15 protein-coding genes and 1 pseudogene are annotated in these 17,674 nt (G+C 64.1%); 7 read left to right on the top strand and 9 right to left on the bottom strand.

Annotated features, from left to right (window positions below; all coding sequences use genetic code 11):
- Positions 1 to 131: 131 nt before the first annotated feature.
- Complete coding sequence (locus BLW02_RS20300) at positions 132 to 3,188, bottom strand: EAL domain-containing protein (protein WP_092697228.1); 3,057 nt, start codon at positions 3,186 to 3,188, stop codon at positions 132 to 134.
- A 102-nt stretch (positions 3,189 to 3,290) separates the two neighbouring features.
- Between BLW02_RS20300 and BLW02_RS04620 the strand changes: the two are divergent.
- Positions 3,291 to 3,663, top strand: a pseudogene (locus BLW02_RS04620) (purine phosphoribosyltransferase family protein); the annotation flags it as partial.
- On the opposite strand, the gene BLW02_RS04625 reads toward BLW02_RS04620, so the two are convergent.
- The 7 genes from BLW02_RS04625 to rpmH form a co-directional block, all read right to left on the bottom strand.
- Positions 3,632 to 4,471, bottom strand: a complete 840-nt coding sequence (locus tag BLW02_RS04625) for a hypothetical protein (protein WP_092697229.1) — start codon at positions 4,469 to 4,471, stop codon at positions 3,632 to 3,634. The pseudogene BLW02_RS04620 and the gene BLW02_RS04625 sit on opposite strands and share 32 nt — an antisense overlap.
- Positions 4,472 to 4,579: 108 nt before the next feature.
- On the bottom strand, positions 4,580 to 5,071 hold the full coding sequence (locus tag BLW02_RS04630) for a Crp/Fnr family transcriptional regulator (RefSeq protein ID WP_092697230.1): 492 nt from the start codon (positions 5,069 to 5,071) through the stop codon (positions 4,580 to 4,582).
- 80 nt (positions 5,072 to 5,151) lie between these two features.
- Positions 5,152 to 6,573 carry a tRNA uridine-5-carboxymethylaminomethyl(34) synthesis GTPase MnmE gene (gene mnmE, locus BLW02_RS04635; RefSeq protein ID WP_092697231.1) on the bottom strand — a complete coding sequence of 474 codons (1,422 nt, stop codon included), beginning with the start codon at positions 6,571 to 6,573 and terminating at the stop codon, positions 5,152 to 5,154.
- An 82-nt stretch (positions 6,574 to 6,655) separates the two neighbouring features.
- Entirely contained in the window at positions 6,656 to 8,359 is a 1,704-nt protein-coding gene (gene yidC, locus BLW02_RS04640; protein ID WP_092697232.1) for a membrane protein insertase YidC, read from the bottom strand.
- A complete protein-coding gene (yidD, locus tag BLW02_RS04645; RefSeq protein ID WP_092697233.1) occupies positions 8,356 to 8,649 on the bottom strand; it encodes a membrane protein insertion efficiency factor YidD in 294 nt (97 codons plus the stop codon). The genes yidC and yidD overlap by 4 nt, the downstream gene beginning before the upstream one ends.
- Entirely contained in the window at positions 8,646 to 9,122 is a 477-nt protein-coding gene (locus BLW02_RS04650; protein WP_092697234.1) for a ribonuclease P protein component, read from the bottom strand. Before BLW02_RS04650 ends, yidD begins: the two co-directional genes overlap by 4 nt.
- A 63-nt stretch (positions 9,123 to 9,185) precedes the next feature.
- On the bottom strand, positions 9,186 to 9,320 hold the full coding sequence (rpmH, locus tag BLW02_RS04655; RefSeq protein WP_005798102.1) for a 50S ribosomal protein L34: 135 nt from the start codon (positions 9,318 to 9,320) through the stop codon (positions 9,186 to 9,188).
- A gap of 353 nt (positions 9,321 to 9,673) precedes the next feature.
- On the opposite strand from rpmH, the gene dnaA reads away from it, so the two are divergent.
- The 3 genes from dnaA (at position 9,674) to gyrB (ending at position 15,184) form a co-directional block, all read left to right on the top strand.
- The gene (gene dnaA, locus BLW02_RS04660) at positions 9,674 to 11,098 is read left to right on the top strand and encodes a chromosomal replication initiator protein DnaA (RefSeq protein ID WP_051248733.1); all 1,425 of its coding nucleotides are present in this window, start codon (positions 9,674 to 9,676) and stop codon (positions 11,096 to 11,098) included.
- A 216-nt stretch (positions 11,099 to 11,314) separates the two neighbouring features.
- On the top strand, positions 11,315 to 12,433 hold the full coding sequence (dnaN, locus tag BLW02_RS04665; RefSeq protein ID WP_092697235.1) for a DNA polymerase III subunit beta: 1,119 nt from the start codon (positions 11,315 to 11,317) through the stop codon (positions 12,431 to 12,433).
- A gap of 126 nt (positions 12,434 to 12,559) precedes the next feature.
- Positions 12,560 to 15,184 (top strand): DNA topoisomerase (ATP-hydrolyzing) subunit B, encoded by a 2,625-nt coding sequence (gyrB, locus tag BLW02_RS04670; protein ID WP_092697236.1) that lies wholly within the window; start codon positions 12,560 to 12,562, stop codon positions 15,182 to 15,184.
- Between the two features lie 53 nt (positions 15,185 to 15,237).
- On the opposite strand, the gene BLW02_RS04675 is transcribed toward gyrB, so the two are convergent.
- Positions 15,238 to 15,999, bottom strand: a complete 762-nt coding sequence (locus BLW02_RS04675; RefSeq protein WP_092697237.1) for an NYN domain-containing protein — start codon at positions 15,997 to 15,999, stop codon at positions 15,238 to 15,240.
- A 246-nt stretch (positions 16,000 to 16,245) separates the two neighbouring features.
- Between BLW02_RS04675 and BLW02_RS04680 the strand changes: the two genes are divergently transcribed.
- The 3 genes from BLW02_RS04680 to BLW02_RS04690 all read left to right on the top strand — a co-directional run bounded on the left by BLW02_RS04680 (position 16,246) and on the right by BLW02_RS04690 (position 17,656).
- A complete protein-coding gene (locus tag BLW02_RS04680; RefSeq protein ID WP_092697238.1) occupies positions 16,246 to 16,647 on the top strand; it encodes a YkgJ family cysteine cluster protein in 402 nt (133 codons plus the stop codon).
- A 126-nt stretch (positions 16,648 to 16,773) separates the two neighbouring features.
- Complete coding sequence (locus BLW02_RS04685; RefSeq protein WP_092697239.1) at positions 16,774 to 17,025, top strand: ATP-binding protein; 252 nt, start codon at positions 16,774 to 16,776, stop codon at positions 17,023 to 17,025.
- A gap of 193 nt (positions 17,026 to 17,218) precedes the next feature.
- Positions 17,219 to 17,656 (top strand): OsmC family peroxiredoxin, encoded by a 438-nt coding sequence (locus tag BLW02_RS04690; RefSeq protein WP_005798076.1) that lies wholly within the window; start codon positions 17,219 to 17,221, stop codon positions 17,654 to 17,656.
- Positions 17,657 to 17,674 lie beyond the last annotated feature (18 nt).

Below are 17,674 nucleotides of genomic sequence, written 5' to 3' on the forward strand. Positions count from 1 at the left end.
TGTTGCAGCAGGCTCATCTAAACAGCGCTTGGCAGATTACTCAAGCGCTGCAGTGTCGTTGGATTTGACTCTATTTTTTAGATGCGATTGCCCTGATATCAAGCGTCAATAGCTATATATTCAATAGCAATTTAGAGCAATTCCGCCGGCTCGGGCCGCCCGAACAGGTAGCCCTGGAACTGCTGGCAGCCGTTGCGCAGCAGAAATGCACGCTGCCCCTCGGTTTCCACCCCTTCGGCCACCACATCCAGCCCCAGGCTGCTGGCCAGCGTGATGATGGTGCAGGCGATGGCCGCATCGTTGGGGTCGGTCAGCACGTCGCGCACAAAACTCTGGTCGATCTTGAGCTGGTCAATCGGCAGGCGCTTGAGATAGCCCATCGATGAATAGCCCGTACCGAAATCATCCAGCGAAAACCCCACACCCAGGGTGCCCAGGGCCTGCATTTTCAGGATGCTGTCTTCCACGTCGTGCAGCATCAGGCTTTCGGTCAGCTCCAGCTTCAGCCGGTCGGGGCGGGCACCGGACTCGCGCAAGGTATCCAGCACCTGCTGCACAAACTGGGGGTGCCGAAACTCCTGCGCACTGACGTTCACCGCCACGCTCCAGCCAGCGGTGCGGGGCTGGGCCGCCCACAGCGCCAGCTGGTCACAGGCCAGGCGCATGACCCGCCGCCCCAGCGGCAGTATCAACCCGGTCTGTTCGGCCAATGGAATGAAATCGCCCGGCGGCACCATCCCGCGCTGCGGGTGCATCCAGCGCACCAGGGCTTCGGCGCCCAGCATATCGCCCGCCGCGTTCACCACGGGCTGGTAATGCAGCAGGAATTCGTTGTGCTGCAGGCCGTGCCGGATATCCCCTTCCAGCGCAGCCCGCGCGCTGGCGGCCGCCTGCATGGCGGGATCGAAGAAGCACAGCGTGTTGCGGCCCAGGGCCTTGGCCTGGTACATGGCCAGGTCAGCCCGCTGCAACAGTTCGTGCACCGGCTGCTGCGCGTCCCGGAACAGCGCAATGCCGATGCTCGGCGTGCTGTGCAACTCGCGGTTATCCACCTCGAAAGGCGCATTCAGCGCGGCGATGATCTTCTGCGCAATGGCTTCCGCTTCGATGGCCGCCTCGGACTCCACCCCGTGCAGGTGCTGAAGAATCACCACGAACTCGTCACCTCCCAGGCGTGCCACGGTATCCACCGCCCGCACACAGGCCTGCAGGCGCGCGGCCACCTGGACCAGCAGGCGGTCACCCCATTCGTGGCCCAGGGTGTCGTTGATGGCCTTGAAGTTGTCCAGGTCCAGAAACAGCAAGGCGCCATGGCATCCGTCGCTCGCACCACCCAGGGTGGCGTGCTCCAGCCGGTCGAGCAAGAGCCTGCGATTGGGCAAGGCCGTGAGTTCGTCGTAGAACGCCAGGCGCTCAATCTCGGCCTCTGCCTTCTTGCGTTCGGTGATGTTGCGCGCAACACCGCGATAGCCGGTGAACCGGCCTTCGGCATCAAAAATGGGTTCACCACTGATGGACACCCAGATCAGCGTGCCGTCGGCGGTGGTGCGCTGCATCTCGAAGTCATGAAAGACCTCGTGGGCTTGCAGCTGTTTGCGGTGCTTGCGCCACTGCCCCGGCGCCACGGCAGTCTCGGGCAGTTCCCAGCGGGTCAGCCCATAGTGCATTTCATCCGGGATACCCCGATCGCGCTCGGCCCTGCCGTCAAACCGGACAAACCGGAAGTCAGCATCCTGCTCCCAATACCAGTCCGAGGAAAGGTGGGTGAGGCTGCGCCAGCGCGCCTCGCTCTCGCGCAACGCCTGCAGCGTGCCCAGGTAGTCGCTCACATCCGTAAACGTGCGCACGCGGCCCCCCGCCTCCAGGCGCCGGGTGCGTACTTCCAGGAAGCGCCCGGCGCGGGTTTTGCGGATATAGGTCGCGGGCACATCGGGCCCGTCGATACGCCCACCGGTATGCCCAGATGCCACATAGGCCCGTGCGGGTGCTTCGACCAGTCCGAAATCGGGGCCGAAATCCCCCCGTTCGGCCTGGAATCGCACCACCTCGTCCACCAGCGGCTGCGTTTCCAGCAGCGCTTGCGGCAAATCGAGCAGCTCCAGATAACGCTGGTTGTAGACACGGATGCGTCCCGTCGCATCCACATTCGTGATGCCCTGGGAAACGCTGGCCAGCGTGCTTTCGAGCGCCCGGGTCTTCTCGGCCAGCAGTGCACTGGTGCGGGCCAGCTGGGATTCGACTTCGCTGCGCGCCAGCTCAGCCCGGCGGGCCAGCTCCAGCTGGCCCACCGTGTTGAGCAGCGGCTGCAGAAACTGTGCATCCGCCTTGGAGTAGCCCCCTGGGCGATTGGCCAACCCGACCATGGCGACCAGCGCCCCGGCGGCATGGATGGGCAAGCCCAGATAGGTTGCGACCACCGGATGCCCCTGCGGCACCCCGGCGCGGCGCTGATCGGTGCCGGGACTGTTGCTGATGACGGGCTCGCCCGTGCGCAGCGCAGCACCCATCAGCGTATCCAGATTGTCGACAACCATTCCGTCCTGGACATGCTGGGCATGGTGGGCTCGCGAAGCGGTGTCCCAGCTGAGATCGGTCATCGCATGCACCCGCAGGAACGGCTGCCCCTCGGGCGAGTGCTGCACCTGCCCCACCAGGCCGAACATACTGTCGGTCAATGCCATCAACTCCTGCAGCACCGCGTCGAACGCAGCGCAAGGGGCGGTGCCGGCAATGAAGAGGGCCTGGACTTTCGAGATGGCCTGCAGCAAGCGGTGCTGACGCGCCAGCATGGCCTCGGCAGTCTGGCGAGCCCGCACGCCCGTGCTGCGCTCCAGCACCGCCTCGATCTGTGCGGGCAGCGCCAAGAGATGATCGCGTTGCGGTGTCTGCACCAGAAAATCACTGAACCCGTGCCGCATGGCCCGTGCCGCCTCAATCTCTTCTCCCGGGAGCACGATGACCAGGGCCGGCACCTCGCCAAGCCATTCCAGCACATCAAAGGCCGTGCCGTCTGCCATGCTGCGCGCCGCCAGCACGACATCGGTCTGGCGGCGGGCCAGTATCCCGCGGGCTTGCGCAAGGGTGGACGCCACTTCGACGGTCCAGCCCAGCCCGGGATCCACCAGCGCATGGACCACGGACTGTGCATAGACAGAATCACCATCGATCAAGAGAACAGAGATGGGCATGGGCCGATCCGGGATGCGCACCGCATGCAGCCGCAAAGCCGATGCGGTACAAGGAGAAACAAGAGTTACCCATTATGGGGTTGGCGCGGACTGCGCCGCGGCGGGGCCGTGGCGGCCTACCAGCTGAATGTGGGCTTCGCGCCCATCCGCAAGAAAGGCAAGCTGCCGTTCACCACCGTCGAGGAAACCTACGAGCTCGAATACGGTGGCGCCACGGACGAATTGCCCACCGACGCCGTCAAGGCGGGCGATCGCGAGCTGCTGATCGACGACTGATTGCCACCGGTGGTACCAGATGGCCGGCAAGAAACTGCTGCAAAAACCCGGTGCCACGGTCACCGGAGGTGCCGCCATCGTGGACTTGCCGGAGCTGGGCGGATCCCAACGTCTGCGCGTAGGGGGCCAGGGGGTATGGGCGGCCGATCCCGGCCGGCGCCCGTGTTTCAGTTCAGATCGCCGTACTGGGTACTGCTGAGATCGGGAAAGGGCCCGTCTGCACCCTGCATCACCGTGTCTTCAAAACCGGTCGGCCGTGACGGTGCCAGCAGGGGGCCTGACCGCACCGGAACGCCCGGTTTGGTGGCCGCAGCAGGCGTGGCCCGGACACTGGCGGCATCCGACAGCGCCCGCTTGAACGCAGCCACTTCATCGGCCTCGATCGGATCAAACCGCTGCGCGGTGCGCGCCGCGGGGGCAGCAGCGGGGCGGGCCGGCGGCACTGGTGGCGCGGCATGGGCAACCGGGCGCACGGAAGGCGTCCGTACCGGCATGGCCGGCGCCACGGGGGCCGCGGAAACCACCGCAGACAGCGAAACCCCCTGTGGCGCAAGGCCTTGTTGCGGAAGACCCACCGCCACATGGTCGTTGATACGCCAGTAGACCGCCGTCACCAGAATGTCGTAGCGCGCCTTGGCAGTCTGGGCCACCAGCGCCTCGATCTCGCTGAGCCGCACGGTCTCTCCCCCAAACTCGCGGGCCAGGTCCATCATGACGAGAAACTGCCGGCCCCGCTGGTCCAGCGACAACACCTTGAACTTGTAACTGGCCGACAGCACACCGGCGCGGACCATGGCATCGCGCACCACGGTATAGAGCAGCTCCCGCCGTTCCATGCGCTCGCTCTTGCGGTTCGCCGCATGGTCCGCTGGCCGGGCGTCAAGGGCCGGTTTGCGTCCCGCAGCCATGGGGACGGCGGCATCCCCATGGAGCAAACCCGAAGGCTCCAAGGCCGAACGGTGCTTGGAGGTTTGGGCTTTGCGGCTAAACCAACTGAACAGGGACATGGTTTGCTTTCTGGGATAGCACCGGTAAACGATCTCATCGAGTTTACCCGGCACACTCCCGCCACCCCCCACACATCGCGGTGACAGGCGCCCGAAGCCCCCCCGGCGTCAGGTGGCCGCGACGCGGCGGCGGCGGTTACCCAGCCGTTTGGCCAGCACGGCGCCAGCGGCCATGGCCAGGCCCAGGGCAATGGCGGGCTGGCGGTTGGACAGTTCGGTGAAGCGCAACGCTGTCAGGCTCCAGAGCTTGGTCGGGACACCCCCTTGCACGGTGGCGCTGCGCGGGCGCATCGAGAAGAAGCCACCTTCTCCCACCACCGAACCCGGCCCCACGATCGCCAGCCGCAGGCGTTCTTTCTCGTCCTGGTAATGCACGCTCAGGCTGCCACTTTCGACCAGGTAAAGGGTTCTGTCGGACGCCCCCTGGGAAAACAGCACATGCCCTGCCGGCAAGGCATAGGGCTGCAGGTAGGCCGAGAGGGTTTCCCACTGCGCTGGCGTCAGGGGATTGGTCATGCTGTCCTCTGCGCTGGCCTGGGCAATCGCATTGAGCAGACCAGTGAGATCAATCTTGGATGAAATGGGCGTAATGGCATTCATGGTCTGCCGAAACTAACCTTGTAACAGAGCAGGCACAAGCACTCTTTACGTATGTTTACAACAAATGCCGACCGATGCTGTTACTTACCGATACAAAAGCTGGAGAAGATGACACCAAGCAAGTCGTCCGAGGTGAACTCGCCGGTAATGGTGCTCAGCGCGTTCTGGGCCAGCCGCAGCTCCTCCGCCAGAAGATCCAGCGCGGGGCCGCGCGCATCCAGCTGCGCTGCGGCTTGCGCCAGATGCGCCTGCACACTGCCCAGCGCCTGCACATGCCGCGCGCGGGCGATGTACACGCCCTCCGGCGCCGACTGCCAGCCCGCCACCTCCAGCAGGATGCGGCGCAAGGCATCCAGCCCCTCGCCCGTGCGGGCCGACAGGTGCACGGCGGCGCGCCCTGCGGCCTGGGGCGGCAGGGCACTGGGCACGCAATCGACCTTGTTCCACACATCGATCACAGGCACGGATGAAAGCAGTTTCTGGCCCAGTGCGCTTTCTATGTCTGCGTCGGCAGCTCTGTACTCGAAGGCATCCCAGCGCGCCAGGTCGTGCAGGAACAGCACCGCGTCGGCGGCCGCAATGGCGTCCCAGGCACGGGCGATGCCGATGCGCTCCACCTCATCGTCGCTGTCGCGCAGGCCGGCAGTGTCGATCACATGCAGCGGCACGCCCTCGATCTGGATGGTCTCCTGCACCTTGTCGCGCGTGGTACCGGCAATCGGCGTCACGATGGCCAGTTCGGCGCCCGCCAATGCATTGAGCAGCGAGCTCTTGCCGGCATTGGGCTGACCGGCAATCACCACCTTGATGCCTTCGCGCAGCAGCGCACCCTGACGGGCACGCTGCATCACTTGCGCCAGCGTTTGCTCCAGTTGGAATAGCTGCCCACGCGCATCTGCCTTGCGCAGGAAGTCGATTTCTTCCTCAGGAAAATCCAGCGTGGCCTCGACCAGCATGCGCAGATGGATCAACGCGTCGCGCAGGGCGTGGATCTCTGCCGAGAATGCACCGGTCAGCGAGCGGCTGGCGCTGCGGGCCGCCGCCTCCGTGCTGGCATCGATCAGGTCGGCAATCGCCTCGGCCTGGGCCAGGTCGATCTTGTCGTTGAGGAACGCGCGCTCGGTGAACTCACCAGGTTGCGCCACCCGCAAGCCAGGCAGGCAAGGTTGGCCCGTGGCCGCCTCCAGGGCGGCACCGGCTTCCAGACAGCGCGCCAGCAGCAGCTGCAGCACCACGGGGCCGCCATGGGCCTGCAGCTCCAGCACGTCTTCGCCGGTGTAGCTGTGCGGGCCGGGGAAAAACAGCGCCAGACCCTGGTCGATGGCCTGGCCCTGCGCATCGCGAAAGGGCAGGTAGGTGGCCTCGCGGGGTTTCAGCGCTCGGCCGCACAGGGCCTGCACCAGCGTGTCCAGCCCGCGCCCCGAGACACGCACGATGCCGACGGCCCCGCGCCCCGGGGCAGTGGCGATGGCAACGATGGGGTCATGGTGGCGAGCAAGCATGGTGGCGACTGTACAGGGTGGATGGAAATGAAAAAGGCCGCTTGCGCGGCCTTAGGGAACCCGGGGGATCAGCGACGCAAGGTCACTTGAACTTCGGCAGGTTGAACTGCGGAGGCACGCCCATACGGGTGTTGATGATCCACTGCTGCGCAATCGACAGGATGTTGTTCGTCAGCCAGTACAGCACCAGGCCGGCCGGGAAGAAGAAGAACATTACGCTGAAGATCAGCGGCATGAACCACATCATCTTGGCCTGCATCGGATCGGGCGGCGCGGGGTTCAGCGCGGTTTGCAGCAGCGAGCTGGCCGTCATCAGCAGGGGCAGGATGAAGAACGGATCAGGCGCGGAAAGATCGCGGATCCAGCCGATCCAGGGCGCATTGCGCATCTCGACGCTGGACAGCAGCACCCAGTACAGCGCAATGAACACCGGGATCTGGATCATGATGGGGAAGCAGCCGCCCATGGGGTTGACCTTTTCCTCGCGGTAGATGCGCATCATCTCCTGCTGCATCTGCTGGGGCTTGTCCTTCAGGCGCTCGCGCATCTCCGTGATCTTGGGGTTGATGGCCTTCATCTTGGCCATGCTGGCGTAGGCCTTGGCGTTGAGCCAGTAAAACGCGATCTTGAGCAGAAGCACCAGCGCCACGATGGACCAGCCCCAGTTGCCCAGCAGCTTGTGCAGCTGGTCGAGCAGCCAGTACAGCGGCTTGGACAGGATGGTGAGCCAGCCGTAGTCCTTGACGAGTTCGAGGCCGGGGGCGAGTTTTTCCAGGCTCGTCTCGACCTGCGGGCCGGCAAACAATTGCGCCTGCACCGACTTGCTGGCGCCCGGCGCGACTTCGCCCACGGGCGTGATCATGCCCACCGAATACAGGTTGGCGTCCACCTTGCGCATGAACAGGTCGCGCTGGATGCCGTCGCCCAGCAGCCAGGCGCTGGCAAAGTAGTGCTGCACCATGGCCACATAGCCGTTGGTGGCGGTCTTTTCGATCTCGGCCTTGCCTTCTTCGATCTTCTTGAACTCGACCTTCTGGTATTTCTTGGCGTCGGTATAGACCGCCGGGCCGGTGAAGGTGGAATAGAACGAGGATTCGCCCGGCGGCTTGTTGCCATCACGCACCAGTTGCAGGTACAGCTGGGGGGTAACGGCCGCATTGCCGGTGTTGACAACCTCATGCTTCACCGCGATGTCATAGGCGCCGCGCTTGATGGTCCAGGTCTTGACCAGCTTCACGCCGCCCTGAACGGGCGACTCGAAGCGGATGCTCAGTTCGTCCTGTCCATCCTTGAGTTCGCGCGGACCGGGCACGGCCGTCATCACGGTCTTGTGCGTGGGAAAGTCGCCACCGATCAGGCCCGTCTGGGCCACGTACACCCGCGCAGCGCTTTCGTCGAACAGCACGAAGTTGCGGGTCTTGTCGGCCATGTCCACATGCTTGAGCAGTTCGGCATGGGTGAGCGAGCCGCCTTCGCTGTCGAAGGTGAGGCGATAGACGTCGGTGGTGACTTCGACGCGTTCGCGCACGGCGGGCGCTGCAGGCGCCGGCTGGCCAGGTACGGAAGAGACACCCTGCGGCGCAGCGGCAACGGGTGCGTTGGCGACCGGGACACTGGCGGCACCCGTGGCGCTGGACGCAGGGCCCGTGGCAGCGGGCGCAGTCACCGCCGGGGCGGAGGGGAAGAAAGTGGCCTTGTTGCCGTTGTGCAGCTGCCACTTATCCCACAGCAGAACCATGGAAAAGCCAAAAATCACCCACAGAATGGTGCGGCGAATGTCGTTCATGAAGACTTCTTTGGTGAGGATGGTTGGGTGTTGGAAGGAGAAAGCCGCGAAAAAAGCCGCATGCTGCGCGGCAATTGTTGCGGGACCGGGTCATGGCCCCCGTCACACCAGGGGTGGCAGCGTACCAGCCTGCGCACTGTAAGGTAACTGCCGGCCGCAGCGCCATGCCGCTCCAGCGCCTGCAGCGAATAGGCCGAACAGGTCGGCTCGAACCGGCAGGCCGAACCCAGCCAAGGGCTGAGGAACAGCCGATAGCCCTTGACCACGCCGATCAGCAACGCACGCATCATGGAGCCACCTGCGCCGGTGCTGGCACCTGTGCCACGACAGGGCGCCGTGCGGCGTGCCCAAACAGCTGCAGCAGCTCGGCCCGCACGGCCTGCTTGAGCGGGTCGGACGTGGCACTGAGAAACTGCTTGCGATCAAACGTGGCCCGCAAGCGCACGACATGGGCCGCCTGCGGCAAACGGGCCTCGAACAAGGCCGCCACGGCATGGATCTGCCGCTTGATGGTGTTGCGCGTCACGGCACGGCGCGCCCAGCGCTTGGGCACCATGGCACCCAACCAGACATCGGACACGCCAAACAGGGCCTGCGACCCTTGCACGGATGGCAAGGAGTCGGGCCCTGTGGAAGCAATGCCTGTCACGGCAGCCTTCTTAGCGTCCAGCACCAGACGGTGCAGCGCAAAGTGCGCCGTGCGGGAGACAGTGCCTCCCGCCATGGCCGCCTGGAACTGCGGACGGGTTTTCAGCCGTTGCATGCAAGCACCCCGTTTGGAACCTGACGGCGCAAACCGGGGAGCAGGTCCAAGACCGTAACGGCCTTAGACGGCCAGGCGCTTGCGGCCCTTGGCGCGGCGTGCGTTGATCACGGCACGGCCACCGCGGGTCTTCATGCGGACGAGGAAACCATGGGTGCGCGCGCGGCGCGTCTTGGAGGGCTGGTAAGTACGTTTCATTTTGCTATTCCTTGAGGCTCAGTTCCGGACTGCTGCTCTTGAACCCCGCCATCTGCGGCCGCAGCGCCCCTAGCGGGGATCGCACACAACCAAAGACTCGCGGGGCAGAAATAACGGCGCGCCGGGTCAAATCACCCTGAACGCATTCAGGGAAACCCGAAATTATCGCAGGCTTGGCGCTGGCTGGCAATGCCCATTGTGTTGTGGGCCTTTGGCGAGGCGCGCAAAACCCGTTCCGGGAGCACGCCGGCACCTGGCCCGAAGTGGCCTCTCAAATTGTGGATAACTCCTTGACAAGCTACAATCCGCCGCCTCGAACCGTTCCTCTATCCACAACAAGAATGCCCCCTGAAATGACCGAGGAATCCCATCGCAGCCCCACAGGCCAGCCCGGCGCCGATGCCGGCCAGGGCCTCTGGCAGGCCTGCGTTGAACAGCTCGCCCAAGACCTGCCAGAGCAACAGTTCAACACCTGGATCAAGCCCCTGACCGCCCAGGTGGCCGAAGACTTCTCCAAGGTCACCGTGCTGGTGGGCAACCGTTTCAAGCTGGACTGGATTCGGGCGCAGTATGCAGGCCGCATTGCCGCGCTGCTCGAAGGCCTCTACGGTCAATCCGTGACACTGGAGTTAGCGCTCGCTCAGCGCGAAGCCATTGCCCGTACTTATGTACGACCAGCAGCCCCTGAACAATCCAGCACCACGGCGCTGTCTGAACCATCCTCTGGCAACAACGACGAAACGCCGGCCGGTGCATTCCGCAACCGGCTCAATGCCGCCCTGACTTTCGAGACCCTGGTGGAAGGCACGGCCAACCGCATGGCGCGCTCGGCCGCCATGCATGTGGCGGGCATGCCCGGGCATCTGTACAACCCGCTCTTCATCTATGGCGGCGTGGGCCTGGGCAAGACCCACCTGATGCATGCGGTGGGCAACCGCCTGCTGGCCGACCGGCCCGACGCCAAAGTTCTCTACATCCATGCCGAACAGTTTGTGTCGGATGTGGTTAAGGCCTACCAGCGGCGCACCTTCGACGAATTCAAGGAGCGCTACCACTCGCTGGATCTGCTGCTGATCGACGATGTGCAGTTTTTTGCCAACAAAGACCGCACGCAGGAAGAATTCTTCAACGCATTCGAGGCGCTGCTGGCCAAAAAGTCGCACATCGTGATGACATCGGACACGTATCCGAAGGGCCTGGCCAACATCCACGAGCGCCTGGTGTCGCGCTTCGATTCGGGCCTGACGGTCGCGATCGAGCCGCCCGAGCTCGAAATGCGCGTGGCCATCCTGATCAACAAGGCGCGCGCCGAAAGCACCGAGATGCCCGAGGAAGTGGCCTTTTTCGTGGCCAAGAACGTGCGCTCCAACGTGCGCGAGCTCGAAGGCGCCTTGCGCAAGATCCTGGCCTATTCACGCTTCAACCAGAAGGAAATCTCCATCCAGCTGGCGCGCGAGGCGCTGCGCGACCTGCTGTCCATCCAGAACCGGCAGATTTCTGTGGAAAACATCCAGAAAACGGTGGCCGACTATTACAAGATCAAGGTCGCCGACATGTACAGCAAGAAGCGCCCGGCCAGCATTGCCCGGCCGCGCCAGATTGCCATGTACCTGGCCAAGGAGCTGACGCAAAAGAGCCTGCCCGAGATCGGAGAGCTGTTTGGCGGTCGCGACCACACCACGGTACTGCATGCCGTGCGCAAGATTTCGGGCGAGCGCCAGCAACTCACCGAACTGAACCAGCAGCTGCATGTGCTGGAGCAAACACTCAAGGGTTGACATGGAACATCCCCTGAGTTGCCCTCGGCGGCGTCCCTCGCCTGGGCAATGCCGGTCCCAAAGGCCGGGAGGGTCTCCATCGCACCGGATAACCGGAAAATGCGTCTGTAGCAGCAATGCCCTTGCAAGAGGGCAAAATGGCGGTTTGTGCGGCAGGGGGGAGGCACCACCGGTGCTGCTGTCCACACACCGTCCCAAAAACCACAAGAGGTTGACATGATCGTCCTGAAGGCAACACAAGACAAGGTTCTCGCGGTTCTGCAATCGGTCTCCGGCATCGTCGAGCGCCGCCACACCCTGCCCATCCTGGCCAATGTACTGATCCGCAAGACGGGCAACGCCCTGCAGCTGACGACCAGCGACCTCGAAATCCAGATCCGCACCACGGCCGAGCTCGGTGGCGACACCGGCGACTTCACCACCACGGTGGGTGCGCGCAAGCTCATCGACATCCTGCGCACCATGCCCGGCGACCAGACGGTGAGCCTGGAATCGGCCCAGTCCAAGCTCATCCTCAAGGGTGGCAAGAGCCGCTTCACGCTGCAGACGCTGCCCGCCGAGGATTTTCCGCTGGTGCAGGAATCTGCCGCCTTTGGCCCCGTTTTCAGCGTGCCGCAGAAGGTGCTCAAGGACCTGCTCTCCCAGGTGTCGTTCGCCATGGCGGTGCAGGACATCCGCTACTACCTGAACGGCATTTTGTTCGTGGCCGAGGGCAAGCAGCTGAGCCTGGTGGCCACCGATGGCCACCGCCTGGCCTTCGCCAGCGCCACACTGGATGTGGAAGTGCCCAAGCAGGAAGTGATCCTGCCGCGCAAGACGGTGATCGAACTGCAGCGCCTGCTGTCGGACGCGGGCGGCGACAACCAGCCCCACATCGAAATGCAATTCGCCAACAACCAGGCGAAGTTCACCTTCGGCGGCATGGAGTTCGTCACCAAGCTGGTCGAAGGCAAGTTCCCCGATTACAACCGCGTGATTCCGCGCAACCACACCAACAGCGTCACCCTGGGCCGCGCGCCCCTGCTGGCCAGCCTGCAGCGCACCGCCATCATGACCAGCGACAAGTTCAAGGGCGTGCGCCTGAACCTGGAGCCCGGCACGCTGCGCGTGGCCAGCAACAACGCCGAGCAGGAAGAGGCCGTGGACGAGCTCGACATCGACTACGGTGGCGACACCATCGAAATCGGCTTCAACGTCACCTACCTCATCGATGCCCTGGCCAACATGGGGCAGGACATGGTGAAGGTGGAGCTGTCGGACGGCAACAGCTCGGCGCTGCTGACCATCCCCGACAACAGCAACTTCAAGTACGTCGTCATGCCCATGCGCATCTGACGCCATCCCCCGCTGCAGAACACTACTGTTTTGATAGCCAATAGCGCTACCAAATAAGCGCTAGAGGCAATTTTCATCATTGAACACATTGGAAACCACCGGTTTCCACGGATCCCAAGGCCCACCATGACCGCTGACAACACGCAACCCGAGCCCACCGAGAACGGCTCCACCGGCAATGGTGAGCCCGCAATGCCCGTCGTGCCAAAGATCGACACGAACCAGGCCGGTGCCAGCGAGAGCTACGGTGAAGGCGCCATCACCATCCTCGAAGGCCTGGAGGCCGTGCGCAAACGCCCCGGCATGTACATCGGCGACACGAGTGACGGCACCGGCCTGCACCACCTGGTGTTCGAGGTGGTGGACAACTCCATCGACGAGGCATTGGCCGGCCACTGCGACGACATCGTGGTCACCATCCACACCGACAACTCCATCAGCGTCACCGACAACGGCCGGGGCATTCCCACCGGCGTGAAGATGGACGACAAGCACGAGCCCAAGCGCTCGGCCGCCGAGATTGCGCTGACCGAACTGCACGCGGGCGGCAAGTTCAACCAGAACAGCTACAAGGTGTCCGGCGGCCTGCACGGCGTGGGCGTGAGCTGCGTGAACGCGCTGTCCAAGAAGCTGCGCCTGACGGTGCGCCGCGAAGGCAAAGTGCATGTGCTGGAGTTCAGCAAGGGCTTCGTGCAGAACCGCATCATCGAAACGGTGGACGGCGTTGAAGTCTCGCCCATGAAGGTGACCGGCGAGACCGACAAGCGCGGCACCGAGGTGCACTTCCTGCCCGACACCGAGATCTTCAAGGAAAACAACGAGTTCCACTACGAAATCCTGGCCAAGCGCCTGCGCGAACTCTCGTTCCTGAACAACGGCGTGCGCATTCGCCTGAAGGACGAGCGCAGCGGCAAGGAAGACGACTTCTCGGGTGCCGGCGGCGTGCGCGGCTTTGTCGAATTCATCAACAAGGGCAAGACCGTTCTGCACCCCACGTCGTTCTACGCCGCGGGCGAGCGCCCGGCCGAAACCTACGGCGGCATCCCCGGCACGCACATCGGCGTGGAAGTGGCCATGCAATGGAACAGCGCCTACACCGAGCAAGTCCTCTGCTTCACCAACAACATCCCCCAGCGTGACGGCGGCACCCACCTGACCGGCCTGCGCGCCGCGATGACCCGCGTCATCAACAAATACATCGAAGAAAACGAGCTGGCCAAGAAGGCCAAGGTCGAAGTCACTGGCGACGACATGCGCGAAGGCCTGTGCTGCGTGCTCAGCGTGAAGGTGCCCGAACCCAAGTTCAGCAGCCAGACCAAGGACAAGCTGGTGTCGAGCGAAGTGCGCGCACCGGTGGAAGACATCGTGGGCAAGCTGCTCACCGACTACCTGCAGGAAAAGCCCAACGACGCCAAGATCATCTGCGGCAAGATCGTCGAGGCCGCCCGTGCCCGCGAAGCCGCCCGCAAGGCGCGCGAAATGACGCGCCGCAAGGGCGTGCTCGACGGCATGGGCCTGCCCGGCAAACTGGCCGACTGCCAGGAAAAAGACCCGTCGCTGTGCGAGATCTACATCGTCGAGGGCGACTCCGCCGGCGGCTCTGCCAAGCAGGGCCGCGACCGCAAGTTCCAGGCCATTCTTCCCCTGCGCGGCAAGATCCTGAACGTGGAAAAGGCACGCTACGAAAAGCTGCTCACGTCCAACGAAATCCTCACGCTGATCACCGCCCTGGGCACCGGCATCGGCAAGGCCGGCGGCAGCACCGGCAGCGACGACTTCGACGTGGCCAAGCTGCGCTACCACCGCATCATCATCATGACCGACGCCGACGTGGACGGCGCGCACATCCGCACGCTGCTGCTCACATTCTTCTACCGCCAGATGCCCGAGCTGGTCGAGCGCGGCCACATCTACATCGCCCAGCCGCCGCTCTACAAGGTGAAGGCCGGCAAGGAAGAGCTGTACCTGAAGGACGCCCCGGCCCTCGACGGCTTCCTGCTGCGCATTGCACTGAACCACGCGAGCGTGACCACTGGCGGTGCCAACCCGCAGACGCTGAGCGGCGACACCCTGGCCGAGCTGGCACGCAAGCACCAGATCGCTGAAAGCGTGATCGCCCGCCTGGGCAACTTCATGGACGCCGAAGCGCTGCGCGCCATTGCCGACGGTGTATCGCTCAAGCTCGACACCGTGGCCGAGGCCGAAGCCAGCGCCATCGCCCTGCAAGCCAAGCTGCGCGAACTCAACACCACCGGCGCCCCCGCCGAGGTGGCCGGTGAATTTGACGCCCGCACCGACAAGCCCCTGCTGCGCATCAGCCGCCGCCACCACGGCAACATCAAGAGCAGCGTCATCACGCAAGACTTCGTGCAGGGCGCCGACTACGCCGCCCTGGCCGAAGCCGCCGAAACCTTCCGCGGCCTGCTGAGCGAAGGCGCCAAGGTGATGCGCGGCGAAGGCGACAAGCAGAAGGAAGAAAAAGTGGGCGACTTCCGCCAGGCCATGAAGTGGCTGATCAGCGAAGCCGAACGCACCACCAGCCGCCAGCGCTACAAAGGCCTGGGCGAAATGAACCCCGAGCAGCTCTGGGAAACCACCATGGACCCCAACGTGCGCCGCCTGCTGCGCGTGCAGATCGACGACGCGATCGAGGCGGATCGCGTGTTCACCATGCTGATGGGGGACGAGGTGGAGCCGCGCAGGGACTTCATTGAGACGAATGCGCTGCGGGCAGGGAATATCGACGTTTGATCGACCATGAACTTCGAAAACAGTGTTTTCGAATTTCATGGTGCGCATTGCCCTTACGCGGTTGGCTTATCCGCCAATCGCGCCGTCCAGTGCCCTCCCGCCTCCTGCTGCACTTTGAGCAAGTCGTAAGTTTTGAGCATGTCAAGTAGCCCAGAGTGGCCATAGCTCTTGGGAGAAAACGACGGGTCTGCGCGCTTGAGGTAGGAGCCTAGCCCACCCACGCCAACCTTGCCCTCCGGGGTGTCTGCGGCTAACAGCATGACGGCTTCCACAATGAACTTGGGGCGCAGCTTAGGGGCTGGCTTGACAATCTCGGCCTTGCTGGTTTGCTTAAGCGCCACAGACTCCACCACGATGGACTCTGGTTCCGGTGCGGGTTTCGCCCATTCAAAGAACTGGTCACTCGCATTGCGCAGCGCATCGGGCGATTTAGCTTCTCCCACGATGTGCACCGTAGCGCCACGTTCGCGGAGCTTGCGGCACAAGTAGGCAAAGTCGGAGTCGCTGGTCACGATGCAGAACGTGCTGGCCCGGCCATCGAACAGCGCCTCAACAGCATCCAGTGCCAGTGCGATGTCCGAAGTGTTCTTTCCCGCCGCGTACTGATATTGCAGACAAGGAGTGAACGCAAGGCGCACCAGCGCTTCCTGCCACTTGTTCGCCAACGTACTGTGATTGCCATAGCCTCGGCGCAGAACGACGCGTCCAAACTGCGCCACCACGCGCAGCGCGTATTCCAATATTTCGGGGGTGGTATTGTCACAATCCACCAGCACCGCAACACGCGACTCTGCATCGCCAGGGTGATTTGCCATCCTCCGTGTCCTCCATTGACTCAAAAGTGTTTAATACTTGGCCGTACCCATTTGAACACTTGGCAGTGGCGGAACCGGTACATGCGGCCGAACCTGTCAGCGACAAACTACCTCGTGAAACGGCGCTGGGCCGACACCTGCGCACGCTGAACAAAGGGCGACTCAAGCAAGAGTTCTTACCGACCGAAGCCGTACACCTCGCTGTGCGGGCCTTGGCGGACAAAGGTTAGGCACAATCCAACCCCCATGCGCTCTCCCATCTCCATCGTCGACGTGGACCGCCTCGACACCTGGACCCGCTACCGCGCCGGCCTGTGCGAGACCTGTGCGGCCAACTGCTGCACCATGCCGCTGGAGGTGCAGCTTTCTGACCTCGTGCGGCTGGGGCTGGTGGATGCATTCGAGGCCGAGCATGAGGAGCCCCGGCACATTGCCAAGCGGCTGCAAAAAGCGCGGCTGATTGACCACTTCAACCACAAGAACGTAGTGTTCACCATGGCGCGGCGGGCCAGCGGGGACTGCAACTTTCTGGACCCCAAGACGCGGCTGTGCACCGTGTACGAGCAGCGGCCCGAGACCTGCCGGCTGCATCCGCAAAAGAAGAGCCCCAAGCCGGGCTTTTGCGCCTATGGGCGGCGTGCGGCGTGAACGCCCGCCTGGCGTGCGCGTAGCGACCTCGGCGCTGAGCGCCTTGCTCGGCGCCATGTGCCCCTCCGGTTCAACCGCCGCGCGCAACGGACCACAACCTTGCGCAGCGGCATCAGAGGCGTTGCCTTGACGGCCAAAGCCCTGCCCACCGTGAACCCTGACCGCTGCACGGGCTGCGGCTGGTGCGTGGCGATCTGCCCGCCGCATGTGCTGTCGCTGCAGGCGCATGGCGACGGACGCTGGGGCCCCAAGCGGGCGGTGCTGCACGACGCGGCGGGCTGCACAGGTTGCGCGTTGTGTGCCGTGCGCTGCCCGTTTGGCGCGATCGCCATGGCCAAGGTGGGGACGAACGCAGCGGGGCCCGCAGGCGGCGGCTGAGCGCACAACCGCCCGGGATGGCCCCCTGTCAAGGCCTGCATTCGGCAACACCCCCCGAAAGCAGCCCCTCTTTGCGCCGCGCAAACGCATGCAGCCGTGCAAGGTTGCGGCCTTGTCCCACAGCCGCCGCAGGGCGCGCGTGGTCAGATGACGGGTGTTCTGGGCCAAAAGGCCGGCACCAAAGGAGCTCCCCATGTCTGAAAAGAAGGCCAGTGTTCACTGGGAAGGCGCCGGCAAGTCCGGCCAGGGCCAGGTCAGCACCGAGACCGGCGCACTCGACAAATACCCCTACGGCTTTGCCAGCCGTTTTGGCGAAGACCGCAAGGGCACCAACCCCGAGGAAATCCTGGGCGCCGCGCACGCGGCCTGCTTTGCCATGGCGTTCTCGTTTGCCGCGGACAAGGCGGGCCTGGCCACCGAAGTCGTCGACACCACGGCCAGCGTACGGCTCAGCAAGGAGGGCGACGGCTTCAAGATCGACCGCATCGCGCTCACGCTCAGGGCCAAGGTGCCGGGCATGGACGACGCCACCTTCCAGAAACTGGCGGCCGATGCCAAGGCCCACTGCCCGCTGTCGAAGGCGCTGGCCGCAGTGCCCGAAATCACGCTCAGTGCCACGCTGGTGCTGTAGACCTGCGCAGGCAACGAC

This window comes from Acidovorax soli (genome assembly GCF_900107605.1).
GTDB classification, from domain to species: Bacteria; Pseudomonadota; Gammaproteobacteria; order Burkholderiales; family Burkholderiaceae_C; genus Acidovorax; species Acidovorax soli.